Annotated in this window: 27 protein-coding genes; 22 read left to right on the top strand and 5 right to left on the bottom strand. The window is 46.7% G+C overall.

The genetic code is table 11. The annotated features are described in order from the left end of the window. Positions 1-10: 10 nt before the first annotated feature. The 7 genes from HZB61_15655 (at position 11) to glnA (ending at position 7,149) form a co-directional block, all read left to right on the top strand. Positions 11-1,117 (top strand): porin, encoded by a 1,107-nt coding sequence (locus tag HZB61_15655; GenBank protein MBI5058045.1) that lies wholly within the window; start codon positions 11-13, stop codon positions 1,115-1,117. Positions 1,118-1,143: 26 nt separating this feature from the next. Further along, positions 1,144-2,493: an ammonium transporter gene (locus HZB61_15650; GenBank protein ID MBI5058044.1), complete on the top strand. Its 1,350-nt coding sequence runs from the start codon at positions 1,144-1,146 to the stop codon at positions 2,491-2,493. A gap of 105 nt (positions 2,494-2,598) precedes the next feature. Continuing rightward, the gene (locus HZB61_15645) at positions 2,599-2,937 is read left to right on the top strand and encodes a P-II family nitrogen regulator (protein MBI5058043.1); all 339 of its coding nucleotides are present in this window, start codon (positions 2,599-2,601) and stop codon (positions 2,935-2,937) included. Positions 2,938-3,160: 223 nt separating this feature from the next. Next, positions 3,161-4,456 carry an ammonium transporter gene (locus tag HZB61_15640; protein ID MBI5058042.1) on the top strand — a complete coding sequence of 432 codons (1,296 nt, stop codon included), beginning with the start codon at positions 3,161-3,163 and terminating at the stop codon, positions 4,454-4,456. 52 nt (positions 4,457-4,508) lie between these two features. After that, complete coding sequence (locus tag HZB61_15635) at positions 4,509-4,847, top strand: P-II family nitrogen regulator (protein ID MBI5058041.1); 339 nt, start codon at positions 4,509-4,511, stop codon at positions 4,845-4,847. A 93-nt stretch (positions 4,848-4,940) separates the two neighbouring features. Beyond that, a complete protein-coding gene (locus HZB61_15630; GenBank protein MBI5058040.1) occupies positions 4,941-5,627 on the top strand; it encodes a type 1 glutamine amidotransferase in 687 nt (228 codons plus the stop codon). Positions 5,628-5,736: 109 nt separating this feature from the next. After that, positions 5,737-7,149: a type I glutamate--ammonia ligase gene (gene glnA / locus HZB61_15625; GenBank protein ID MBI5058039.1), complete on the top strand. Its 1,413-nt coding sequence runs from the start codon at positions 5,737-5,739 to the stop codon at positions 7,147-7,149. 32 nt (positions 7,150-7,181) lie between these two features. On the opposite strand, the gene HZB61_15620 is transcribed toward glnA, so the two are convergent. The 3 genes from HZB61_15620 to HZB61_15610 form a co-directional block, all read right to left on the bottom strand. Further along, the gene (locus tag HZB61_15620) at positions 7,182-7,343 is read right to left on the bottom strand and encodes a hypothetical protein (GenBank protein MBI5058038.1); all 162 of its coding nucleotides are present in this window, start codon (positions 7,341-7,343) and stop codon (positions 7,182-7,184) included. A gap of 226 nt (positions 7,344-7,569) precedes the next feature. Then, on the bottom strand, positions 7,570-7,938 hold the full coding sequence (locus tag HZB61_15615) for a response regulator (protein MBI5058037.1): 369 nt from the start codon (positions 7,936-7,938) through the stop codon (positions 7,570-7,572). Positions 7,939-8,144: 206 nt separating this feature from the next. Continuing rightward, positions 8,145-8,483, bottom strand: coding sequence for a P-II family nitrogen regulator (locus tag HZB61_15610; protein MBI5058036.1), 339 nt, complete (start codon positions 8,481-8,483; stop codon positions 8,145-8,147). 268 nt (positions 8,484-8,751) lie between these two features. On the opposite strand from HZB61_15610, the gene glnE reads away from it, so the two are divergent. After that, positions 8,752-11,583, top strand: a complete 2,832-nt coding sequence (gene glnE, locus HZB61_15605; protein ID MBI5058035.1) for a bifunctional [glutamate--ammonia ligase]-adenylyl-L-tyrosine phosphorylase/[glutamate--ammonia-ligase] adenylyltransferase — start codon at positions 8,752-8,754, stop codon at positions 11,581-11,583. A 40-nt stretch (positions 11,584-11,623) separates the two neighbouring features. Here glnE and HZB61_15600 read toward each other — a convergent pair whose 3' ends face one another. Then, positions 11,624-11,872, bottom strand: a complete 249-nt coding sequence (locus tag HZB61_15600; protein ID MBI5058034.1) for a type II toxin-antitoxin system HicA family toxin — start codon at positions 11,870-11,872, stop codon at positions 11,624-11,626. Then, positions 11,869-12,078 (bottom strand): 2-oxoisovalerate dehydrogenase, encoded by a 210-nt coding sequence (locus HZB61_15595; protein ID MBI5058033.1) that lies wholly within the window; start codon positions 12,076-12,078, stop codon positions 11,869-11,871. The genes HZB61_15600 and HZB61_15595 overlap by 4 nt, the downstream gene beginning before the upstream one ends. Positions 12,079-12,371: 293 nt before the next feature. On the opposite strand from HZB61_15595, the gene HZB61_15590 reads away from it, so the two are divergent. The 14 genes from HZB61_15590 (at position 12,372) to HZB61_15525 (ending at position 24,934) form a co-directional block, all read left to right on the top strand. After that, positions 12,372-13,148, top strand: a complete 777-nt coding sequence (locus HZB61_15590) for a hypothetical protein (protein MBI5058032.1) — start codon at positions 12,372-12,374, stop codon at positions 13,146-13,148. A 24-nt stretch (positions 13,149-13,172) separates the two neighbouring features. Beyond that, the gene (locus tag HZB61_15585; protein ID MBI5058031.1) at positions 13,173-13,514 is read left to right on the top strand and encodes a hypothetical protein; all 342 of its coding nucleotides are present in this window, start codon (positions 13,173-13,175) and stop codon (positions 13,512-13,514) included. 82 nt (positions 13,515-13,596) lie between these two features. Further along, entirely contained in the window at positions 13,597-14,772 is a 1,176-nt protein-coding gene (locus HZB61_15580) for an aminotransferase class I/II-fold pyridoxal phosphate-dependent enzyme (GenBank protein ID MBI5058030.1), read from the top strand. A 23-nt stretch (positions 14,773-14,795) separates the two neighbouring features. Continuing rightward, positions 14,796-15,263 (top strand): DUF1456 family protein, encoded by a 468-nt coding sequence (locus HZB61_15575; protein MBI5058029.1) that lies wholly within the window; start codon positions 14,796-14,798, stop codon positions 15,261-15,263. A 117-nt stretch (positions 15,264-15,380) separates the two neighbouring features. Continuing rightward, complete coding sequence (locus HZB61_15570) at positions 15,381-16,712, top strand: glutamine synthetase (GenBank protein MBI5058028.1); 1,332 nt, start codon at positions 15,381-15,383, stop codon at positions 16,710-16,712. A 68-nt stretch (positions 16,713-16,780) separates the two neighbouring features. Then, complete coding sequence (locus HZB61_15565; GenBank protein MBI5058027.1) at positions 16,781-17,638, top strand: DUF4384 domain-containing protein; 858 nt, start codon at positions 16,781-16,783, stop codon at positions 17,636-17,638. A gap of 446 nt (positions 17,639-18,084) precedes the next feature. Continuing rightward, positions 18,085-18,675, top strand: coding sequence for an LPP20 family lipoprotein (locus HZB61_15560; GenBank protein ID MBI5058026.1), 591 nt, complete (start codon positions 18,085-18,087; stop codon positions 18,673-18,675). 98 nt (positions 18,676-18,773) lie between these two features. Further along, positions 18,774-19,226, top strand: coding sequence for a hypothetical protein (locus HZB61_15555; protein MBI5058025.1), 453 nt, complete (start codon positions 18,774-18,776; stop codon positions 19,224-19,226). Between the two features lie 172 nt (positions 19,227-19,398). Further along, positions 19,399-20,046, top strand: a complete 648-nt coding sequence (locus tag HZB61_15550) for a hypothetical protein (protein ID MBI5058024.1) — start codon at positions 19,399-19,401, stop codon at positions 20,044-20,046. Between the two features lie 59 nt (positions 20,047-20,105). Continuing rightward, positions 20,106-22,376 (top strand): caspase family protein, encoded by a 2,271-nt coding sequence (locus HZB61_15545; GenBank protein MBI5058023.1) that lies wholly within the window; start codon positions 20,106-20,108, stop codon positions 22,374-22,376. Then, the gene (locus HZB61_15540) at positions 22,373-22,969 is read left to right on the top strand and encodes an LPP20 family lipoprotein (GenBank protein MBI5058022.1); all 597 of its coding nucleotides are present in this window, start codon (positions 22,373-22,375) and stop codon (positions 22,967-22,969) included. Before HZB61_15545 ends, HZB61_15540 begins: the two co-directional genes overlap by 4 nt. A gap of 76 nt (positions 22,970-23,045) precedes the next feature. Continuing rightward, positions 23,046-24,176: a trypsin-like peptidase domain-containing protein gene (locus HZB61_15535; GenBank protein MBI5058021.1), complete on the top strand. Its 1,131-nt coding sequence runs from the start codon at positions 23,046-23,048 to the stop codon at positions 24,174-24,176. A 67-nt stretch (positions 24,177-24,243) separates the two neighbouring features. Continuing rightward, positions 24,244-24,414 carry a hypothetical protein gene (locus HZB61_15530; GenBank protein ID MBI5058020.1) on the top strand — a complete coding sequence of 57 codons (171 nt, stop codon included), beginning with the start codon at positions 24,244-24,246 and terminating at the stop codon, positions 24,412-24,414. Between the two features lie 16 nt (positions 24,415-24,430). Continuing rightward, entirely contained in the window at positions 24,431-24,934 is a 504-nt protein-coding gene (locus tag HZB61_15525; protein MBI5058019.1) for a nucleotidyltransferase, read from the top strand. Positions 24,935-24,976 lie beyond the last annotated feature (42 nt).

Raw genomic sequence — 24,976 nt, 5'->3', positions numbered from 1 at the left:
GAGGTGTGCGGTGAAGGGTTTAAAGGCAGCTTTTTTGGTGATAGTATTAATGTTGACCGGCTTTGCAGGCAATTTAAAAGCCGAAGAAACGAAAATGGGTAGCATGACTTTGGATGAATTCAGGAAGGCCCTCGGCATGAGCATTTATCTGCAGGGCGGCTACACTTATAACTTCAAGAACAGCAATTCTCAGGAGAATGAGTTAAGGGTTTTTGACCACAAGGCAAACAGTTTTATGTTAGACCTTGCCCAGTTGGTATTCGTCAAGGACGCGCCGGTTGACGGCGTGGGTTTTAAATTCAAACTCTCGGCAGGCGAAACCGCAAAGTGGATACATTCAAGGGGCCTCGGCGCAAGCGATGATTCCATTGACATTACCGAGGCGTATGTTGGATATCTTGCGCCATTGGGCAATGGGCTGAAATTCGATTTCGGTAAGTTTGCAACTTATCACGGGGCTGAAGTGATTGAGGCAAAGGACAATCCCAATTACTCACGTTCGTTCCTCTTTAATTATGCGATACCTTTTACCCATACAGGGCTGAAGGTCAGCTACCCGTTCACGGAGACTTTTAATGCCGGCATTCACATAGTCAACGGCTGGGACAATACGGACGACAACAACAAGGGCAAGACAATCGGACTGAGCGCGGGGGTAATACCTGTCGAGCAGCTCTCGATGTTCTTTAATCTTATGTACGGGCCTGAGAAGGACAATAATACCGCCGACAATAGGTTCCTCTTTGACTGGGTCGGGATCGTAAAACCGGTAAAGAATTTATCCATCATCCTCAATGCGGACTATGCCACTGAAGAGAAATCCGCTCCGGACGGTGATACCGCAAAATGGTACGGCGTTGCCGGAACAGCAAAATATGACTTCAACGATCTTGTCAGCATGTCGGCAAGGGCTGAATACTTCAGGGACAAAGATGGAGTAAGGACCGGAACGGAGCAGACTCTGAAAGAGATAACTATCACCCCTGAATTCAGGGTGGCGCAAGCGGTCATCGTAAGACCTGAGTACAGGCATGACTGGTCTGATAAGGAAGTGTTTGATTCAGGTAAGGCAAAGAAGCAGGATACAATTGCGGTTGCGGTGATGTATACCTGGTAATTTAAAAAGTAAAATTAGGAGGAAACATGAAAAGGTTATTAAGTATTTTGATGATGATTGGTTTGCTGGGGTTTGCAGGCCTCGGCTTTGCAGAGGAGGCACAGGTTGAGACTTTAGCTCCCGCAGCGGTTGAACAGGCTGCGCCTGCTCCAAAAGTTGATACAGGAGACACTGCGTGGGTTTTGATCTCCACCGCGCTTGTCATGCTGATGACCCCGGGGCTTGCGCTCTTTTACGGCGGAATGGTCAGGCGCAAAAATGTATTGGGGACCATAATGCAGAGTTTCATAGCGCTCGGAGTTATGACTATCCTCTGGGTGCTTTACGGGTACAGCCTGTCATTCGGGCCGGATGTAGGGCACATCATCGGCAATCTCGACTGGGTAGGTTTAAAGGGTGTGGGCCTTGAACCTAATCCCGATTACGCGGCAACGATCCCGCACCAGGCGTTCATGATATTCCAGATGATGTTTGCCGTTATCACCCCGGCGCTCATAACAGGGGCGATTGCCGAACGGTTTAAATTCAGCACGTATCTCGTATTCCTTGTGCTATGGGCCACGTTTGTATATTTCCCTCTCGCGCACTGGGTTTGGGGCGTTGGAGGCTGGATAAGAAATCTTGGAGCGCTTGATTTCGCGGGCGGCCTTGTAGTGCATATCAGCTCAGGTGTTTCAGCCCTTGCCGCTGTACTTGTTGTCGGCAAAAGAAAGGGATACGGCAAGGAACCGATGATGCCGCATAACATTACCATGACTTTAATAGGCGCGGCATTGCTGTGGTTCGGCTGGTTCGGGTTTAACGGAGGCAGCGCGGTCGCATCAGGCGCTCTTGCAACATCAGCCTTTGTTGTTACGCATATCGCAACGGCAGCAGCGGCGTTGTCCTGGATGTTCGCGGAATGGAAGCACAGGGGAAAACCGACTGCTCTCGGCGCTGCATCAGGCGCGGTTGCGGGGCTTGTGGCAATTACCCCTGCATCAGGTTTTGTCGGGCCCATGTCATCAGTCATTATCGGGCTTGCAGCAGGTGTGATCTGCTACCTGGCAATTAATCTCAAATCGAAATTCGGCTACGATGACTCCCTCGATGTAGTGGGCGTTCACGGCGTAGGCGGAACATGGGGCGCGATTGCAACAGGCCTGTTTGCGTCAAAGGCGATTAATTCAGCAGGAAATGACGGCCTGTTCTTCGGCAACCCGTCTCTACTTGTGAATCAGTTGATAAGCGTTGGCGCGGCATGGGTTTATTCATTCGTAATTACGATCATCATCTTAAAGGCACTTGACGCGGTAATGGGACTCAGAGTTGACGATCAGGCAGAGTTTGTAGGGCTGGACCACGCGCAGCATGGAGAAAGCGGGTATTCATTATAAAGAAGGGGTTGGGGGTTAGGGATTGGAAAAGAAAAACCGGTTGATGGTTATCTTTACTAACCCCTAATCCCCAAACCCCAATCCCAAAAAATAATCGGAGGATAAATGAAAAAAATAGAGGCGATAATAAAACCATTTAAACTGGACGACATCAAGAAGGCGCTGCATGAATTAGGCGTTAATGGAATGACGGTCACGGAGGTGAAAGGTTTCGGCAGGCAAAAGGGCCACCTCGAATTCTACCGTGGCGCAGAATATGACATAAACTTTGTTCCAAAACTGAAGATAGAAATTGTCATACAGGACCAACTGTTAGAGCAGGCGGTAGCTATAATCCAGGACAAGGCAAAGACAGGCGAGATAGGCGACGGCAAGATATTCATCTCAAACGTTGAAGAGATAATCAGGATAAGGACCGGGGAAAAGGGTGATGCAGCGGTTTAGACTGAGGGTACGGACAGGCCATGTTCCCCTACAAAATTGTTGCTCCTACAATTTTGTAGGCTCTATCTGCATCTCATTGTATTTTCAATTGAAATCAGGAGGAAAGCTGTAAACTCCTACATTTTTGTAGGAAAGCGGTTATTTAAATTTCAATTAAATTAGTAAGTTAGGTGAGGCACAGCTTTTGCAAAACTCCCTGCAAAATATCTTCAATGGAGGGAGTATGAAATTTAAACTCATTGTGATAACGGCAACGCTTTTATTGCTGCCGTGTTTAAGTTATGCAGGAGAAGCATCCACGATAAACAGCGGTGACACCGCCTGGATGCTTATCTCAACTGCGCTTGTTACGCTGATGACGCCGGGGCTTGCGCTTTTTTACGGCGGAATGGTCAGGAGAAAAAACGTGCTCGGAACTATCATGCACAGTTTCATAATGCTTTTTATGGTGAGTGTGATCTGGGTGTTGTGGGGATACACGCTTGCGTTCGGTCCTGATAAAGGAGGCATTATCGGCGGGCCTGAGTGGTTCGGGCTGAATGGTGTCGGACAGGAGAGTTCTCCCTTCGCGCCAACAGTCCCTCATCTGCTGTTCATGATGTTTCAGGGGACCTTTGCGGTGATAACCCCTGCCCTGATCACGGGCGCGTTTGCCGAAAGGATGAAATTCTCGGCATTAATATTTTTCACAATACTCTGGGTAACATTTGTTTATTCCCCGTTATGTCACTGGGTGTGGGGCGGGGGATGGATGGCCAAGACCCTTGGCACGCTCGACTTTGCAGGCGGTATTGTTGTTCATATAAGCTCGGCTGTTGCAGCTTTAGTGGCGATAATGATGATCGGAAAGCGCAGGGGATACGGCAGGGAGCCGATGCTGCCGCATGACCTGCCGATGACGGTTTTAGGACTGGCGCTTTTGTGGTTTGGCTGGTTTGGTTTTAATGCGGGCAGCGCATTGACATCAGGCGGACTGGCCTCCGTAGCATTTGTAACTACAAACACTTCAGCAGGCGCCGCGGCAATGAGCTGGATGTTAATTGAATGGCTTCAGAGAGGAAAACCTACAGCGCTCGGGGCCATGAGCGGAGCAGTCGCAGGACTGGCCGGTATCACACCTGCTGCCGGCTTTGTCAGCCCGTTGTCGTCGATAGTAATTGGATTAATAGCAGGGTTATTATGCTACGTAGGCGTTAATATGAAATCAAAATTCGGATACGATGACTCTCTCGACGTAATTGGAATTCACGGTGTCAGCGGCACATGGGGCACACTGGCGGTGGGACTTTTTGCGTCAGCCGCGATAAATCCCGCGGGCAAGGACGGCTTGTTCCACGGCAATTCTTCCCTGTTTATAACGCAGGGTATTTCCGTGATAGTATCTTTTGTATTTGTCTTTGTAGCAACATTTATTATCCTTAAGCTCGTTGACTGGATAGTTGGATTAAGGGTCAAAGACGGAGAAGAGTTTATCGGCCTGGACCAGGCTCTGCATGGAGAAAGCGCGTATACGCAGTAAAACAGGGATCGGGGATTAGGGGTTAGGGATTGGTAAAAAATCAGGAGGCAACATGAAGAAAATTGAAGCGATAATAAAACCGTTCAAGCTTGACGAGATAAAAAAGGCCCTGAATGATTTGGGCGTGCAGGGTATGACAGTAACAGAGGTCAAGGGTTTCGGGAGGCAAAAGGGACACTTAGAATTTTACCGCGGAGTAGAGTATGATATTAACTTCGTTCCAAAGCTGAAAATAGAAATAGTTTTGACTGCTGATATGGCGGAGAAAGCGATTGCCGTAATTCAGGAAAATGCAAGGACAGGCGAGATAGGCGATGGTAAGATCTTTGTGTATCCAATCGAAAACATCATAAGGATAAGGACGGGCGAAAGCGGAGAGGCGGCGGTTTAATAGTAGTTGGGGATTAGTGATTGGGGTTTAGTAGCTAACCCTGACCCCAAAAGTCAGTAATAGTCTTTTGACTAAGATGAGGATATATTTGTTATGTCAGTTTTAATTTGCAAAAATATCGATACAGAAGGGCCGGGGACCATTGAGGATTTTTTGATTGACAAAAAAATCCCGTACACGACAGTTGATCTGTCAAAAGGGGAGGGCATACCCGGTAAAGAAGATTTCAACACGCTTATAATGATGGGCGGGCCGATGAGCGTGAACGATGATATCCCTTACATACGGGAAGAAGAACAGCTTGTCAGGGATTTTATTTCTAATGGCAAGAAAGTTTTCGGTATATGCCTCGGCGCTCAGATAATGGCAAAGGCGCTGGGGGCGCGGGTCTATGCCGGGACGCAAAAAGAGATTGGCTGGTACGGCATCGAGTTGACGGGAGACGGTTTGATGGACCCTCTTATGAGGAGCCTCGCAGTGCACCCTTTCGTGAAAGACTTCTGGCGGAAGTTCAGGGTCTTTCACTGGCACGGCGAGACATTTGACATCCCTGAAGGGGCGGTAAGGCTGGCGTCTTCAGCGCTTTATCCGAACCAGGCGTTCAGATACGGGAACAACGCGTATGCGTTTCAGTTCCATATTGAAGTCAGAAAAGAAATGATATATGATTGGCTCAGCAGCGGACCAATAGATTTCGACAATCTGAAAGAAGAGACAGAAAGGCTCTACGCCGAATACAGCGGCAGGGCCATGAACTTTTATAAAGGCTTTTTCACTTAAAGGACTAATCCACAGATTACGCAGATTTCACAGATTAAATTTGCCTCTATAAAAATCTGTGTTAATCTGGGCAATCTGCGGATAACTTAAAACTTAAAAAGGAGGAAACATGACACCAAAAGACGTAATCAAGATGGCGCAGGAAAACAAGGCCGTGATGGCCAACTTCAAGTTCCTTGATTTCCCCGGCATCTGGCAGCACTTTGCAGTGCCTGTAGCAGAATTAAAAGAGGAGATATTTGAGGAAGGCCTCGGGTTTGACGGCTCTTCCATCAGGGGATGGCAGGCGATAAACACATCGGACATGCTGATAATACCTGATCCGAAGACAGCCTTCATGGACCCTTTTATGGAGTATCCTACGATCAGCTTAATTTGCAACATTGTGGACCCTATCACAAAGGAATTTTACACGAGGGACCCGAGATACATCGCGCAGAAGGCGGAGGCTTATCTCAAATCAACAGGCGTCGGCGACACGGCATACTTCGGCCCTGAGGCGGAATTTTTTATTTTTGACGGGATCAGGTTCGACCAGAACTCCCACAGCGGGTACTATTTCATTGAGTCCTTTGAGGGTATCTGGAATTCAGGACGAGAAGAAAACCCCAACCTTGGCTACAAACCGAGACACAAAGAGGGATATTTCCCTGTTCCGCCGACAGACAGCCAGGTGAATCTCAGGACCGAGATGGTCATGGAGATGCTGAAGTGCGGTATCTATGTTGAGAGAGAACACCACGAGGTTGCAACCGCAGGACAGGCTGAGATTGACATGAGGTTTGATTCCCTTGTCAGCATGGCTGATAAGAACATGCTCTTTAAATATATAATCAAAAATGTTGCAAGGCGGCATAACAAGACAGCGACATTCATGCCGAAGCCATTATTCGGAGACAACGGCTCAGGTATGCACGTTCACCAGAGCATATGGAAAGGCGGCAAGCCCCTGTTCGCAGGCAACGGCTATGCAGGTTTGAGCGAGATGGCCCTCTTCTACATTGGAGGTGTACTGAAACACGCGAAGTCGCTTGCGGCGCTTACCAATCCTACAACAAATTCCTACAAGAGATTGACTCCGGGATTTGAGGCCCCTGTTAATCTCGCATACTCTGCGAGAAACCGCTCCGCATCCGTAAGGATACCGACTTATTCGGCAAGCCCGAAGGCGAAGAGGGTCGAGGTGAGATTCCCTGATCCTTCATGCAATACCTATCTCGCATTCTCTGCTATGTTGATGGCCGGACTGGACGGCATTGAAAACAAGATCCATCCGGGAGAGCCTCTTGATAAGGACATTTACGATCTCGGACCTGAGGAACTGGCAAATGTGCCTACAATGCCCGGAAGCCTCGATGAAGCCCTTGATCATCTGGAAAAAGACCATGAGTACCTGTTGAAGGGCAATGTCTTCACAAAGGACGCCATCGAAAAATGGATAAGCTACAAGAGGACAAATGAGGTTGACGCGCTGAGGTTAAGGCCGCATCCGTACGAGTTTTTCCTGTACTATGATATTTAAGAATCAGAAGGGGGGCGCTGCCCCCCCTTTATTTATTGGGTAAGAGTCCCGATCACTACCTGATCATCGGTCAAAGGAGTGAATCTGTTATTCTCAATACACTTTTTCAGGATATTCCCCGTGCAGCAAGGGTCGCATTCTATGCATTTGACGCATATTTTTTTGATTTCTTCTTTGAGTTCTTGTAAGTTCATAGCCGATTCTCCTGTTAAGATCGCCTGAAGATCCTGGGATCCCCGGGGCTTCAGAAAATAGTGTTTATATAAGTGCAACTATTGTGCCAATGACAGCGCGCCTGATAACTCCTTGAAATTGAACAAACGCTGTGAAAGGCAGCTCAAATTGCGTCATATGAAAACTGAAATGGTGTATGATTTTCCCTGCATATCACGGAAAAATTTTCCTGATATCTCACGCCTGTTAATTGCAGGCAATGGAATTAAGCATTGTCCGCAATTCATTAAAGTTCAACGGCTTAACAAAATAACCGACAGGATCAGCAAGTCTTGCGGCTTCTTTTGTTTCATTGTCTGAATAAGCAGTCGTGAAAATAATGGGGATGCCAAAACGCACTCTTATCTTTGTGGCCGCCTCGATGCCGTCTATCTCCCCGTCCAGATTTATGTCCATTAATACAATGTCCGGTTTTTCTTTTTCAGCTCTTGCGATTGCTTCCTCCCCCGAGGTCACCTGTTCGCATATCTCATAACCCCAGAGCTCCAGTAATTGCCGAAATACCACAGCAGTAAAAAAATCGTCTTCAACAACCAAAATCTTTGCGCTTGCCATTGCAGTAGGTCCTCCTCTCGGACATCCCGTGTAACTTCAAGGGAAGTTATGTGAGTAGATGCACTGCCCTTTTTAATTGCAACTAATATGCCAACGAAGGCAATCTTAATAACTCTTTGAAAGTGTACGCTTGTTATGAGGGGGGGCACTGATTAGTGCATTTAAAAGCAGACAAAGGTGTATGGATTTTCCTGCAAAACAGAATATTATATGGCACCGTCGCCGCTCTCTCCGGTCCTTATCCTGAGCACATCACTGAGATTATAAATAAATATCTTGCCGTCTCCGATCTCTCCCGTCCTTGCGCTTTCGGAAATTGTCTTTATTATCTCATCAGCCCTTTCATCTGAGACCGCGACTTCTATCTTTATCTTCGGCAGAAAATTTACTTCATAAGTTGTTCCCCTGTAGAGCTCCACGTGACCTTTCTGCCTGCCGAAGCCTTTGACATCCGTTACGGTCATGCCCTGAATCCCCGCGTCTGCAAGGGCCTTTTTTACGTCGTCGAGTTTAAACGGCTTAATAACAGCGGCTATCATCTTCATGAATAAGTCCCTCCCTTTAAGTTTATTAACCACAGAGGACACAGAGAAAAAATATATTAGCCGCGGATTACACAGATTTTCACAGATTCTCTGAAAAGGTTTTTACTTCATCTGCGCAATCTGTGAAATCTGCGGATTGTTCTCATAGAAATTTCCCTGTGCTCTCTTTTATATAGTAATTTTACATATAATATCTTAAGTTTATATCATGAGAACACAGAGAAGCAAAAAAATTATTATCTCTGCGCCCTCTGTGGTTTAAATAAATATGATGCCTTCTGAAAAAGAAATACATAAAAATATAACAGATGCCTGCCGGTCCGCTTCCGATCCGAAGAGGGCCGGGACAAACCTGCACAGGCTTATGGAAGCGTCATCGGGGAGAGAACGCTTTCTGCCTTATCTGAAGGATGTCGCGAAACTCTTTGCCGCAAGCCAGTTCCTTTCGAATTACTGCATATCAAATCCTGACGAACTTTTTGCCGCGTTAAAAGAGCTGAAGACGCCTGTTACAAAAAAGTTTCTAAGCGTAAAGGGCAAGACCGGACTCGCATTGGCTGAAGAGCTGGACTTAAGCGATATATTAAAGAGGCTCAGGCTGTTTAAGAAAAGTCAGCTGCTTAGAATTACCTTAAGAGATATCACGGGCGAGACGGACACTCTTTCCTCGATGGATGAGCTTACCTGCCTTGCCGAGTTTGTCATTGATTTCGCGCTTGACTGTTCTTTGAAAATTAATTCCCGGCATTTCGGAGGGCCGTCTGACGATGGGCTTGCGCTTATTGCCCTCGGTAAACTTGGAGGCGAGGAGCTTAATTACAGCTCCGACGTTGATCTTATCGCCGTCTATGCCGGAGAAGAAGGCCAGACTTCAGGCACAGTGAGTCCTTCAGGCGTTCTGATGAACAGGATAAGCAGCAGCGAATTTTATTTTAAGGTCATGGAACTCTTTAACAAGATACTCTCAAGGAATACCGAGGACGGGATCGTTTACAGGGTTGATCTGAGGCTGAGGCCCCAGGGAGAAAAAGGCGAGGTGGCGCTCCCGCTCAGTTCATACAAAACATACTATGAAGCATGGGGGCGCACGTGGGAGCGCATGGCGCTTATAAGGGCGCGTCCCGTGGCGGGAAATATGCGGCTCGGCAAGGCGTTTATGGAAACAATAGGACCGTTCGTCTGGAAGAAGACAATGGATTATTCCGGGATAGAAGAGATAAAGGCCCTTAAGAAAAAAATAGATTCCTCCTTTTCAAGGGATGACATAAAGCGCGGCTACGGGGGGATTAGAGAGGCGGAATTTTTTATTCAGACCTTTCAGCTTATCTATGGCCCTGAACACGGCGGCCTCAGGACGCACAGGTTTTTAAACGCGATACAATCGCTGAGATGGCTTGGGATGGTGCCTGAAGAAGAACTTGTCACGCTCCGTGAAAACTATCTACACCTCAGGCGCGTTGAGCATCTCCTTCAGATGAAAGACGACCTGCAAACGCATTCCCTACCGTCATCAGAAGATGATTTAAAATCCCTCGCGATAAAATCAGGTTTCACCTCCACTGACAGATTTCTTTCTGACTTGCGGATGAGGAGAATGAAGATCAGGAATATGTACAACTCCCTGCTTGGCACGGAGGAAGACGTTCATGCCGAGGCGCTTTCATTGCTTGAAGGAGACCTCAGCGACGATGAGCTTTCGGAATATCTCTCTTTCAGGGGCATTAAAAACCCTCCAGCCGGTTTGATGAATCTCAAGGGAATGCGGGAGCAGTTTGAATTCTTCAAGACACAGCGTGAACGCACGGTGATGAGAAAGGTCATCCCGCTGCTCATTGAAAAGGCGCTGAATTCTGAAAGCCCGGACAGGGCGCTGAAAGGGCTTGTCAGCTTTTTTACGGTAATGGGTATCAAAGAGACGTATCTTACAGGCTTTACCGAGAGGAAGGAATTGCAGGACGGCATCATTAAAATATTTTCCCTGAGCACGAACCTCACGCGAATATTTTTAAGCAACACGCGCTACCTTGACCTGCTCCTTGAGGGGAACATCATAAGAAAGACGCTCAGCAAAACAAGGGAGGAACTGAAAAAAAGCATACCCGGCGAAAATTTCGAGACAGGCATTGCCGAATACAAAAATGTCGAAGAAATCCGCCTCGGCAGTTTCTTCCTCATGCACGTCATGAAGGTTAATCATCTTGTAAGATGCCTGTCTCATCTCGCGGAGGCGGTAATCGGAATTATCGTGGAGAATTGTCAGAAGACAGAAAACAGAAGACAGAAGTCAGAAGGCAGAAGTCAGAAGGCAGGCTTCGCAGTGCTCGGCATGGGAAAGCTCGGCAGCAGGGAGATGACGTTCGGTTCCGACCTCGATATCATTTTTCTCTCTGAAAGCCCCGATGAATTAAAAACAGCTGAAAAGATATTGAAGACTTTAACTGCGTACACGGACAAGGGCATTATCTACAACGTGGACATGAGGCTGAGGCCCGACGGCATCAAAGGCGCGCTTATAAACAACCTGGAAGGTTACAGGAATTACTATCTCAAAAACGCTCACCCGTGGGAGATCCAGGCTCTTCTTAAAGTGAGGCCGATAGCCGGAGACATGGATATTGCAAGATCGTTTGCTGAAATGGCGAAGGAAGTTATTTTGAAAAGAGGAGTGGAGTTGAAGAGAGAAGATATAAAGTCGATGCGCGAGAGGATAATGAAAGAGCTGTCGCACGAGCCGCAGGGAGTGGATGTTAAACTCGGGCCGGGCGGAATAGAGGAGATAGAATTTTTTGTCCAGTGGCTGCAACTCAATAATGCGACTGGGTCTCCGGAAATACTTGTGCAGGATACGGCATCCGCAATAAGACGTCTTGCGAAGAAGGGTATCCTTCGTCCTGAAAACGGTAGGGCCCTCTTAGACGCCTATGAATACCTGAGGACGCTTGAGACCCTTATGAGATTAAATGAAGAACACGTGATTGTCAAAGATTCTGATTTCACGGAACTGGCTGGAATTTTTATGGGGCATAAAAACAAGGAAGAGTTTGTAAAATATCTAAAGGGATTGAGGTCGAATGTTTTGGAGGTAGTAGGGGCGGGGTAGCTTTGCTTCACCATTTTCAAACACTCCTCATGAAAAACTTTCAGTCCTTGAAAAGTTCCTTAATCACCTGCTGTTTTTCTTTTTTAAGATATTCTGCAACAGAAGTGATGATAGAATTCAGAGTGCCAACCTTAAGAGGATTATGCTTCGGAATGGTAACGTGATGTTCTGTGCCTTTGAGTGATGATGTTAGCCGTGCATGACTGCCTGTTTGGCGGGTCTGTTTATAGCCGTATTCAGCCAACCGTTTGATTAACTCATCTCCCCCGATGTTTCGTGGTAGCTTCATACAGTGAGGAGTTCATCTTTGACCATATGCAACCTGATGATTTTCGGCCTCTCGGCTTCTTCAAAGTGACAGATTACTGCGTCCTGGACCATTCGTTTCAGTTCTTCGTAAGTATCTCCTTCCGTGAAAATCGAATGCCCAAGTGCCCTTGCCTCGAATCCGCCTTCAGGCGATTCCTCTACAATAAAGATAATCTCTTTTTCCATCGTCACCTCCTCGATGTGATTTAGATTATTCTATCAAAACAGGAGAATTACTGAAAGCCGGGAATGACGTGATCTTCTGAACTTCTGATTATGGCGCCTAAAAATCTGTTGTGCTTTTGCACCATCGTGGCGTATGATATTTTTTAATTATGACGAGAGAGAGTGGGGTAGTCGGAAAGCAGCGGATGATTGAGTAACAATAAATGAATCCCAATGAATACTCTCAAATAAGTCTTACCCATTAAGTAAGAGAAGATAATATTAAATAAACTGTAAAGAATCATTTAAGGCAAATGACATTATCTGAAATATGGAAAATCATTGCGGAATCACAGTTAAGTACGATTATTACTTTAATAGGAATTGTATCAAGTGTTCTTGTAACTACATTCTATATCGGATTTAGGTTAGCTAAATTTTTCCAAGCTCATTATTTAATTGATTTAAAAACACACATTGCAAAATTGGAACGGGAGAATCACGATCTCAAACTATCGCCAAAAGTGGCTTTGAGTTTAAACGCATCTGAGGAGCCAATTAATCGAATTACTCCCTTTCTTCGAACCTCTTTTAATGCTGAGCCTTTTATTCACCCAAAGATTATAGAACAACTTTCAGGATGGTTGTCAGATTCAGCTTCTGATATCGTTGCTATAGATATCAGTGCAGCAATGAAAAGTAACAAATATAAAGATCCCGTAACAACAAAGATCTTGAATAATGAAAAATGGGTCATTTCAAAAAATGTGGAAGACATGATGATGTTCGGTTATAAATATATTGGTGCTTCTCCTTCTGGAATACAGTCTTTACTAACTATTGAAAATGGTGGTGGAACGGGCACATTCTACAATGTTGTTTTCGTTGTTTTTCAAATCGATTCTTTTGTAGATTTCTCAAATATTTCCGAAAGAAGAGATAGAATTCTTATAAAAGGTATAGGCCAGGTGTCATTAGGTGATAGATATGATGGAGAAATAAGTTTTAAAGATGGAATATTAATTGTAGGTGGTAGAAAAGAATGGTTTCCAGAATACTTCCCTGAAACGAAAGTAATTATTTTAGAGTAACAGTATTGGAAAATAGGGATCCCAATGAATCTCTTTAAACTCTTACCCGTGATACTAAGCTTACTTCTACTTGGCGCGCATTTCTTCAGGGCGCAGAACATTATATTGATCTTGCTTGTCGCGGCGTTTCTTTTTATTTTATTTATACGCCGCTCATGGGTCCCGCGATTAATTCAGACAGCGCTTGTCCTCGGAGGCATCGAGTGGGTCAGGACTCTTATCGCTCTTGTAAATATGCGTCAGGCAGAAGGCGCGCCGTGGATCAGGCTCTCGCTCATTCTCGGAGGGGTGGCGGCATTTACGATCTGTTCAGGGCTTGTGTTCAGATTCAGGTCCTTGCGTGAGCGCTATCTAAATCACAGATAGAGAATGATGCTCTTTAGAGGTTGCCCTTTTGCTTTACCGTGGCGTATGATATTTTATATTTCGATTTAAAAAGGATGATGACATGATACACCTAAGACGGCAGTTGCCTTACAGGCCCACGGAAAGAATGAACGTTGTTAGTTACCCCATAAGAGACATAGTTATGGAGGCCAAGCGCGAAGAGGCAAAGGGCAAGAAGATGATCTACCTCAACATCGGAGATCCGCCTCAGTACGGCTTTCAGCCGTTCAAGGTCATAGCTGACCGTGTGAAAAGCGCGTTAGATGAAAACTGGAAAGGCTACGCGCCTTCCGAAGGTGACGAGGAGTTCAGAAAGACCGTGGCGAAGATCGAGAAGTGCAGGCCTGAGGACGTGTTTGCAGTAGCAGGCCTCACCGAGGGCATAGACTTCTTCTTCCATTCGTTCATAGGGTTCGGGGAGAAGGTGCTCCTGCCCAACCCGGTATACCCGCTCTACTTAAGCAAGGCAAAACAGTTCGAGGGCGACAGCGTCTTCTACAGGCATGACGCGGACGGCCAGATAGACGTAGTAAACCTCGCAAAGAAGATCGAAGGCGCAAAAGCCATGGTGATTATAAATCCTAATAATCCGCTGGGCTCTGTCTATTCCGAAAAGAACCTCGCGGAGGTTGTGAAGCTCTGCGCCGAGTACGACGTCCCCATATTCTATGACGGCTCATATGATCAGCTCATATTAGAGGGCAAACTGATAGACTTCAGAAAGATAGCGAGGGACAAGATACCGTTTATATACGGAAGCTCGCTTTCCAAGGACTTCAGCTATACAGGAGCAAGGATAGGATGGGTAGCCTTCCACGGCGAAAAGTGGTCAGAGGTCAAGAATGCCTTTTTCCTGTTGTGCAACCAGCGCCTCTCCGTGAACTGGGAATACCAGAAGGCTGCTGCCGCGGCAATAGCGGACCCCTCATACCCTCAGTATATCGCTGACATAAAGAAGAAGCTCCTTGAAAGGAGAGACACGTTCGTGAAGATGGCCGGGAAACTGCCGCTCTCATTCCCTGTTCCCAAAGGCGCGTTCTACGCGTTCATAAAAATAGAAACGAAGAAATGGAAGAAGGACATAGAATTCGTGCGCGCCGCGCTTAAAGAAGGAGTCGTCTTCGTCCCCGGTTCAGGCTTCGGCAGGCAGGAGGATGGAGTGTACTTCAGGACCACGTTCCTGCCCGAGCCGGAGATCATAGAAGAGGCCTTCGCCAGGATCAAACGGATACTGTGAACGTTGCTTCCGGATAATCCATAATGACCAACAACGACATATTACGAAGGCTCCGGTATGCTCTGGATATTAACGATTCAGAGATGATCGGGATATTCAAACTGGCCGGGCTTGAAATTGATCAATCCGGTTTGACCGCTCTTCTTAAAAAGGAATTCGACGCAGGTTATGTTGATTGCAGTGATAAGGTCATGGAAAATTTTTTAGACGGGCTGATTATTCATAGAAGAGGCAGGAAAGAAACCGCGCCGGTCCAGGCGAAGAAACCGGACTCACCTTTAACAAACAATGCCATCCTGAAAAAACTGAGGATAGCGCTGGAATTGAAAGAGGACGATATGATCGGGATATTGAAACTGGCCGGGGTCAATATTTCAGGACATGAACTGACCGCGCTGTTCAGGAAGCAGGGGCACAGGAATTACAAGGAATGCGGGGACCAGTTTCTCAGGAATTTTTTAAAAGGCATTACTGTCCGTTATGGAAATTAACAACCCGTCACACACCCGCCTGTAAAACTTATTGAGGCATCATGTCTTATGATGTATAATTACCAACTACAGGGAATGCATAACATCTAATTTTATTATCAACCAAAGGAGCCAAACATGGACAAGCCCAGGGACAAAAAAGATGTGCTGGATATGGTAGAGCAAAATAATGTCAAATTTATCAGGCTGTGGTTTACGGACATTCTCGGACAACTGAAGAGTTTCGCCATTACCAGCGAGGAACTGGAAGGGGCGTTTGATGAGGGGATGGGTTTTGACGGATCATCCATCAAGGGTTACGCGAGGATCGACGAAAGCGACATGATCGCAAAGCCTGACCCTACTACTTTTCAGATCGTCCCGTGGAGGCCGAAGGAACAGGCGGTGGCAAGGATGTTCTGCGATATCCTCAATCCCGACGGGACCCCGTATGACGGAGATCCGCGTTACGCGTTAAAGAGGAATCTTGAAAGACTGAACGAGAACGGTTACACGCTTTACCTCGGGCCGGAGCTTGAGTTCTTCTATTTTAAAAATGATAAAGGCACGGAGGTGCTGGACAATGGCGGATACTTCGACCTCACCACACTTGACGCTGGAAGCGATCTGAGGAGAGAAACGGTCCTCACGCTTGAGGCAATGGGGATAAAGGTTGAGTACTCTCATCATGAGGTGGCCCCTTCACAGCATGAGATCGACCTTAAATACACGGACGCCCTGACAATGGCTGACAATGTGATGACCTACCGGGTAGTGGTAAAGGAAGTGGCGTCAAAATACGGCTGCTACGCTTCATTCATGCCCAAGCCGATCTTCGGACAGAACGGCAGCGGGATGCACACGCACCAGTCGCTTTTTAACGGCGACAAAAATGCGTTCTTTGACGCCAAGGACAAGTATTACCTCTCTGACATTGCCAAAAAATATATCGCTGGACTGTTAAAACACGCCCCTGAGATCACGGCGGTAGCCAACCAGTGGGTCAATTCATACAAGAGGCTCGTCCCCGGATATGAAGCGCCTGTTTATATCGCGTGGGCCAGGAGAAACCGTTCATCGCTTGTTAGAGTGCCGTTGTATAAACCAGGCAAGGAAAAGGCGACAAGGATAGAGCTTCGCTCGCCGGACCCAGCGTGTAATCCGTATCTTGCATTCTCGGTAATGCTTGCATCAGGACTGGAAGGTATTGAGAAAGGCTATGAACTTCCGGAGCCTGTTGAAAAAGATATTTATCATTTAAGCGTGGAGGAAAAGCAGGAATTAGGGATCAACTCGCTGCCGGGTAGTTTGATCGAGGCGATCGAGATAGTTGAAAAGAGCGAGGTGGTGCGCAAGGCCCTCGGCGATCATATATTCAATAATTTCATTGAGAGCAAAAAGATAGAGTGGGACGACTACCGCACAAGGATACATCCCTACGAATTAGAGCGGTACCTGCCGATACTATAATCACAAAGTACGAGTGACCGTAATGAGTAACGGGAAGAGACAATGCTGACCCTTCAGCAAAAATAATTATGATGAGAATTGTCGTTCCATTACTGATAACCCTTTTTTTATTTTCCAACCTGTATGCCGCACAGTCCGTCATCATTGAAGTTGAAGGTAATGCCTGCATGGGCAGGAAGAAGTCCTCGAAGCTGACCAAAAGGGAGGCGCTTGAGGACGCGAAGAAGAAGGCAGTGGAGCAGGCTGCTTCATATATCAGTGATGGGTTAAAAATAAAATATCTGGATTATAAAAAAGATATCACAGGTGCTTTCTCACACTCTGATGTAAATGTTTTAGGCTCAAAAGAACTCGGCTGGCATAGGGAAGGGAGGTCCGGTAAATGCTTAAAAGTTTTGATGAAGGCCGAGGTCGTTCCCGATATCAGGGCAATGATGAGTATCGGCAGAGACAGGCAGTTTGCGGAAGACCCTTCGTCGCCCCTTCAGGTTGAGGCCTGGACAGACAAGCATGATTATAAAAGCGGTGAGAAGATAAAGGTGCTCTTCAAGGGCAACAAACCTTTTTACGCGCGGGTCCATTATAGGGACGTCAAAGGCGGACTGGTGCAATTACTGCCGAACCCCTTCAGGGAAAACAACTATTTCAGCGGCGGCGTGCAATATGAAATACCTTCCGGCAGTGACAGTTACCAGATCGAGATAACGCCTCCGTTAGGCGAGGAAAATATAAGCGTGTACGCGAGCACGTCTCCGCTCGGAGAGATTGATGTTACAGCGCGCGGCGCTTTTTATCTGATAAAGACAAAGACACATGAGATAGGAATCAAGACAAGAGGGGTCAAATTGAAGACAATGTCCGGGGGGGATGAGATCTCAGCGGCGGAATTTTTTGAAGACAGGGTGGCTGTAACTACGGGGAAGTGAGTAAGAGTTGAAGCGGAAACAAATAGCGGCTGAAACTTGAGGGGAAAGGTGATACAATACTCTCAAGAATCTGAGGGCGCGCGAGTTTCAGCAGTTAAGCAACTTGCCGGATTAGAAAGACGTTAGAAACCGGATAATTGACGGCAAGGTCAGAAACAGATATTTTCGGATACCGGAAATTTTTTTAATTCAAAAAGGGCTTTTTGCAAAAACAACAAAAGAAACCATACTGTTTTTATAGAGGGCCGTCTAATCTTAAAATAAATATAAGAGGAGGTGAGAGATCTATATTTCAAACGGCGGCAGGAGCGGATTATTTCCTCAAACAGCAGTCTCCTGATTGTGAATTTTAAAAATGATATGTTTTGTCCGTCAAAATAAAATTACTAAAAGCTAATAGCTGATAGCTGTCAGCTGTCAGCTGATTTAACAAGGAGGAAAGCGAAATGAAAAGATTAATTGCTCCCGGCTTTATCTTATTGGCAGGACTTATTTTAATTGCAGGCTGCGCGGGTAAGGAGAAGGTAACGTCAACAACTCCCCTGCAGGACCTTAAAGCGCCTGAATGGGTAATGAAAGGAAGCGGCGCATTCGGCGGAGACATGGGCAAGGTTTTTTACGGTGTTGCCTCAGCCTCTCAAATGCAGAACACATCTCTTCTCCGTGCTGCTGCCGATAACCGCGCGAGAAACGAAGTGGCAAAGGTTTTCCAGTTTTACACAGCGTCTTTAATGAAGGATTACGCTGCGTCTACAACAGCGGGAGACCCGAATGCAATCTCTGAAGAGCAGCATGTGGAGCAGGCGATAAAGACGGTAACCGCAATGACCCTCTCCGGCGTGGAGATCGTTGACCACTGGCAGAACCCTGCGACAGGAGAGTTTTTTGCGCTTGCAAGACTCGACCTCAACGCGTTTAAAGACAGTCTCGATAAATCAAAGGAGCTTGATTCAAAAGTTAAAGACTATATAAGGCAGAATGCCGAGAAGATGCACGAGCAGCTCGAAAAAGAAGAAGCGAAAATGCAGGCGAAGTAAGGAAGAAGATTGGAAGGTGAGAGGTTGAGAAGACAGGAAACCTCAACTTCTCACCTTCTAAATTTCACAACTTCTTTTTCAAGAAGGGAGTGGTCGATATGAAGAAAGTTCTGTTTATACCAATACTGATAAGTCTGTTTATGCTCAGTAATGCCTTTGCCGGACCGGATACATTGATGCTTGTTACAAAGGAAGAAGGTTCGCTCAGGGAAGCCCCTGCCGGGCTTTATGAAGTGGGCAGGCCTGTAAATAACGGCCCCGACATCAAGGTCGTTTCGCCTGAGCTCAATGATAAGAACAAACCTCCTGTTAAGTTAGCGGTACTCTTTGTTCCGGTGGAGGGCAAGGATGTGGATCTTTCAAAGCTCAAAGTCGAGTATCTCAAGTTTGTCACTATTGATCTTACAAACAGGGTGCTGCCGTACACAACCAAGGAAGGCATAAGGATAGAAAAGGCCGACCTTCCAAGCGGCAAGCACACAATTAAAATAACCGTCGGCGACGTATCAGGCGGAGTGACCGAGCAGATCTTTACGATGAGACTGGAGTGAGTTTAACCACAGAGGACACAGAGACACGGAGTAGAACAAAACAGAACCGGTCCACAGATTACACAGATATAAGCAGATTTTTAGAATTTTTTTATCTGTGCCATCTGCGGAATCTGTGGCTGAAATCTTATTCTTAACGTCTCTGTGGTTTTTGATTAAGGAGCAATTTTTTATGGATAGAAAAACTCTTGCAGGTTGTCTTTTGTTTTTTCTGGTCCTTACAGGCACCGCTGTTTACGCTGAATCACCTTATGCCGGGATTTACAGCGAGTACCCGAAAAATAATTATGTTGTCGGGATAGGGGAGGTGAATAAAAGCGGCAATCCCATGAATGACAACAGAAAGGCCGAGGTGCTTGCAAGGCTTGAAATTGCGAAGCAGATAAAGGTACGGCTCAAGGAAGAGACTATCGATATAATGTGTGAAGCCGGGAAATCTAAACTCTTTAAAGACATGCAGGATTGCAGGAATGAATTTGTAATGGTTGTCGAGGTCACTGTGGATGAGTTTCTGAGCGGATCGAGTATTGCGGACCGCGGACAGAGAGGCGACATTGTTTACGCGGTGGCTGTCCTGCCGAGGGCTGAGACGGCAAATGAACTTGAGAAGAACATGAACGACGCCCTCAGTAAAACCAAAGAAGAGATAGAAAAGGCCAAAAAAGGAGACGCGGATTCAGCTGCAAAGGCTAAAGAAGAATACGTGAAGGCCGTTACATATAATCAAGAGCGGGCGCTGATTGAAAATACAAGAGCACATGCTTCTGAGGCGTTTGATGAGTTGGAAAAGGAATTAGTAAAGTTGAAGGCGCGGGAATAAAAGCGAATGGCTGCGTGATATTGATTAAAGAATTTTTTTATAGATTGAAGGAGAACAACATGAAAGCCTCAATGATATTCATTCTGATTCTAACATTGATCATACCGTCTTATGCCTATTCAGCAAGAGATAATAAAGAAGCTGCGCCTGATGCTCCTGCCGGGGAGCAGACAAAATCCAAGACTCTTAAGGGGCATTCGGAAGAAGTTTTGACAGTAGCATTAAGCCCGGACGGTCAAACATTAGCGTCAGGCGGCGAGGACGAAATTGTAATACTCTGGGGTCTCTCTGCAGGAGAGAAGCTCAAGACCCTCAAGGGACATTCAGATCATGTCACATCCCTTTCCTTCAGTCCCGACGGGCAAACGCTGGCGTCAGGCAGCAAGGATAAGACCATTATTCTCTGGAACGTTGCTTCCGGCGAGAAGGTCAAGACCCTCAAAGGCCACAGGGACAATGTCATGTCTTTGGCATTCAGCCCTGACGGTCAAACACTTGCTTCAGGCAGCGCGGACGAAAAGATAATCTTCTGGAGTCCCGAATCAGGTGAGAAGCTAAAGACACTCAAGGGGCATTCAGATGAAGTTTTTTCCATAGCATTCAGCCCTGACGGTCAAATGCTGGCGTCAGGCAGCAGCGATGAAAACATTATTCTCTGGAATGTTTCCACCGGGGAAAATATCAGGACTCTCAAAGGGCATAAGGACCCTGTTATCACGTTGGCCTTCAGTCCCGACGGCCAAACGCTTGCTTCCGGCAGCTCTGACAAGACGATTGCCCTTTGGAACATTTTTAGCGGGGAGAAGATCAAGACGCTGACCGATGATAAAAATATTGCAGGCTCGGTGGCCTTCAGCCCTGACGGTGAGGTCCTCTTCTCAGGCAGCAATGATAAAACAGTTGCCGTCTGGGATGTACAAACAGGTAAGAAACTTAAAACTCTTACAGGCCATACCGACGTTGTCACGTCTGTTGTGTTAAGCGGCGACGGCAGATTTCTTGTTTCCGGCAGTGAAGACAGGAACATCATTGTCTGGGACATCAGCGGTAAGGGATTCGCAGCTTCGCACGCAGTTGAAGCCAGGCCCGCGCAGCGGCCTTCCGTGAAGGGCCCCGAAATCAAGGCCCCCGTGACCGTGGCCCCGGAGCTTGTTTACGATGTCAAGGTGGAAGACACAAACGGGAACGGGATACTTGAGGGCGGAGAAATAATTTCGGTCAATGTGAATATTGAAAACAAAGGCAAAGGCGCCGCCCAGGGCGTTGAAGTGTTATTGTCCGGCAATAATACTTTGACTTCCTGTCTCGGGAATAAAAATATCGCCGGCAGCATCGAGCCGAACGGCAAAAAGAAAGTCACATTTAAGTGCGCCCTCCCGACACGCATAAAGCATGAGACCGCCCAGTTTTCGGTAGAGCTGGACGAGGAAAGAGGTTATGCCCCTGTTGAGCTGAAGTCGTTTACAGTCGCTGTGAGGCCGGCAGAGATTAAAGAGACGACCCAGGAGCTTTCCAGGTTCATCGACGTGGACATGGTCCCCTCAAAGCTCAGCAGTTATAAAAAGGAGAACTCTTACGCCGTAATAATCGGAATAAGCCGTTACCGTGAGGACATGATCCCGCAGGTAAAGTACGCCGAGTCGGATGCCCAGACAGTGGCAAAATACATTGAAAATATAGGCGGCGTGCCAAAGCAGAACATAAAGGTGCTCACCAATGAGAAAGGCACGCTTGGGGACCTGACAAGTTATTTTGAGGAATGGCTCCCGAGAAGGGTGAACAAGAATTCCGAGATATTCATCTACTACGCGGGTCACGGCGCACCCGACCCTGACAATAACAAGGAGGCGTATATAGTTCCGTATGATGGGCATCCTGATTATAAATCAAAGATGTATCCTCTCAAGAGGATGTACGATGCCTTAAACAAGCTTCCGTCAGAAAAGATAATAGTGATGCTTGATTCATGTTTCTCCGGCGCAGGCGAGAGAAGTGTTGCAAGGGAAGGTTCAAGGCCGATAAGCATCTCCGTTGAGAACCCGGTGCTTGCCGGAGGAAAAGTGGCAGTGCTTGCAGCGGCAAGCGGCACCCAGATAAGTTCGGATTACGACAAAGTAAAGCACGGCCTGTTTACATATTATCTGCTGAAGGGAATGAGGGGGGACGCGGACAGTGATAAAGACGGCAAGGTCTCGCTTGCTGAACTTTACGATTACATAAAAGAGAATGTGTCCAGGACCGCATCTATTGAGTTGAACAGGGACCAGACGCCTGTACTTCTGCCGGAGCAGGACGGGCACAGAAAGATGGATGTTACAAGAGTGAAATGAAAATAGCTTTTGCCACCAAAAAAGGTAGAGACGCCATTAATGACGTCTCTACGCTGATATTGGTCCTTTCATTTTTATCAAGCTGCCAGACGACTCAGGAAACCAGACCTCCGGGTCCTCCCCCTGACTGGGTGGTCAGGACGCCGAATATTGAAGGCATGATCTGCGCGGTCGGGGCAAGCGAGCCGACCTATTTCAGGGAAGACGCGAAAAAATACGCGGCTGAAGGCGCAAGGAAAGAGCTTGCAAGAACGATCAACATCAGCATCAGGACAATAATGGTCGACACGGCAACTGTAAAGGGAAGCCGCGTTGATGAAGCGACCGTAAGCGAGGTCTCATCATGGGCGACATCTGCCGTTGTTGAGAACTCAAAGATAATTGAATACTGGTTTGACGCGGAGGGCCAGGCAGGCAAAAGGGACATAACTTACGCGCTGGGCTGCATGCCCCGGAAGTTTGACAAAAACTCCCTTGAGAAAAAACTGACACGTCCTGACCAGGCAGGCAGGGGCAATCCTGAAGATATAAGCCGCACAGCCGAAGAGATAATAAAATTTCTGGAAGAGGAGAAGCAAAGAGAGAAGATGTGAAGATGAGAAGTTAAGAAGATGAAAAAAAGCCAACTTCTTAGCTTCTCAATTTCTTAACTTCTAAAAGGGGGTAATAATGAAAAAGATATTTATAGCTCTAACATCATTAATCATCCTGACGGGCGTGTCGTTTGCCGAATTCCCCGCGGTTGAGGTGTATAAGAAGACTTCAAAGTCCGTTGTATTGATCATTTCACGAGGTGATGAAAGCGCCAGCATGGTAGGGGCCGGTTCTATTGTATTAAGCCCCGGCATCATAGCTACCAATGCCCATGTGGTAATTGATAAGGCAAAAGCAAAACCGTTTCCGGATATCTTTGTGTATCTGAAGCCTGATAAGGTGACAGGCAATTTCAGGAAAGACCTTGTCGACAGGCATAAGGCAAAAATTATCGCGTATGATACTGACCTTGATCTTGCAGTGTTGAAAATCGAATCTCCGCCAAAGGATGCTGGAACGATCGAGCTTGCAGACCCTGAGGAGATCAAGATTGGAGAAGAAGCTGTTGCAATCGGTCATCCCGAACAGGGCGGACTCTGGACGCTTACGTACGGAAGGATCAGCGGGGAGATCGCAAATCAGAACAATGTAGATGGCAAGGATGTGTTTCAAACCGATGCGAGCGTCAACAGGGGCAACTCAGGCGGCCCGCTGATTGACAAGAGAGGATACATGATTGCGATAAACACAAACATTGCGCGCCTGGGCGCAGGTGATCTGCCGATAACAGGCGTTAACTTTGCCATCAAAGCATCTGTTCTTAAAAAGTGGCTTGACAGGCAGGGGATCATGCTCGCCTACGGCACACGGCCTTTGACTGAGGACAAGAGCGGAGCTGCCGCTGTTTCCTCAACAATTCAGCAGGAGACCCCTCTCAGTCCCCCCTTGCGTATACCTTCAGACAAAAAAATAGAGGAACAAAAGACAGTCCCTTCTGAAATGCAAAAGGCAGAGCCTGCAAAAGAAGAAAAAACTGGACCCGTTGAAGAAGAAAAGAAGGCGCTTCCAGAGAAGGAACAAAAAGCAGTAACCGAAGAAAAGAAAGACGAGGGCGAAAAGGCAAGCCCTGACAAAGAGCCGACAAAGAAAGCTGAAGAAAAGGTCCTGCCGCCGAAAAGGCCGTATGATTACGACGCGCTTCTTAAGTCAGTGGAGGAAGACCTTCAGGACATGATGGAGGATATGAAGAGCAGGATCAGGAGGTGAAATATTTTGTTGAATCTGTTTTGTTGTAAAATATCTGCATGTATATTTGCATTTTCTGGAGGTTAAATTGGCAAAGTCAACGGTAATGCAGTTGAGTAAAAAAATAGATATGGAAGCAGCCGGAAAACTTACACCTTCAAAAAAACTTGAGATTGCTGCTGAACTTTCTGAGCTTTGTTGTGAGCTTAAAAAATCCGCGGAGAAAGCAGGATTGCATGGGATTAGCAGGAAGTCTTAAAGAGATTGCTGTAACGATGAACAGGTTAACCGGGGGCGGGACTATCAAGGGATACGTCCTTATCGGAGGTCTTTCCGTTTCTGTCTGGGGCTTACCGAGAGGGACAAGAGATGTAGATTTGTTAGTATCTCTTGAATCGACAAACAAGATAACCGCTTTTTGCAGGGCCCTGAATGCAGAAGGTTTTACAACAGAGCTTTGTAAAGGCGGCATTGCAGACCCTGTCCCTTATCTGATAAAGGCGCGAAAAAAAGATGTGCCTATTGATATGATTATCGCAACTAAAAAGCTGGAAGAAGAGGCTGTTCTTAACGCAGTCATGCTTGATTTTAAAGGAGTGAAGATATCTGTTATATCTCCTGAATATCTCATAGTTATGAAACTTAAGGCAGGTGGGCCAAGAGACCTTCTTGATGTAAAGGAGCTGCTGCAGATGAAGGCCCTTGATATGGAATCTATCACAAATCTTGCAAAGAGGTTCAGGGCAGACAAAAGGCTTGCAAAAATAAAAACGTCATAATCTTTCATAATATTTTATATTCCCAAAGCGCAGCCAAGGAGA

The organism is Nitrospirota bacterium, assembly GCA_016214845.1.
Lineage (GTDB): Bacteria > Nitrospirota > Thermodesulfovibrionia > UBA6902 > UBA6902 > SURF-23.
This window is presented reverse-complemented; position numbering and strand designations above follow the sequence as displayed.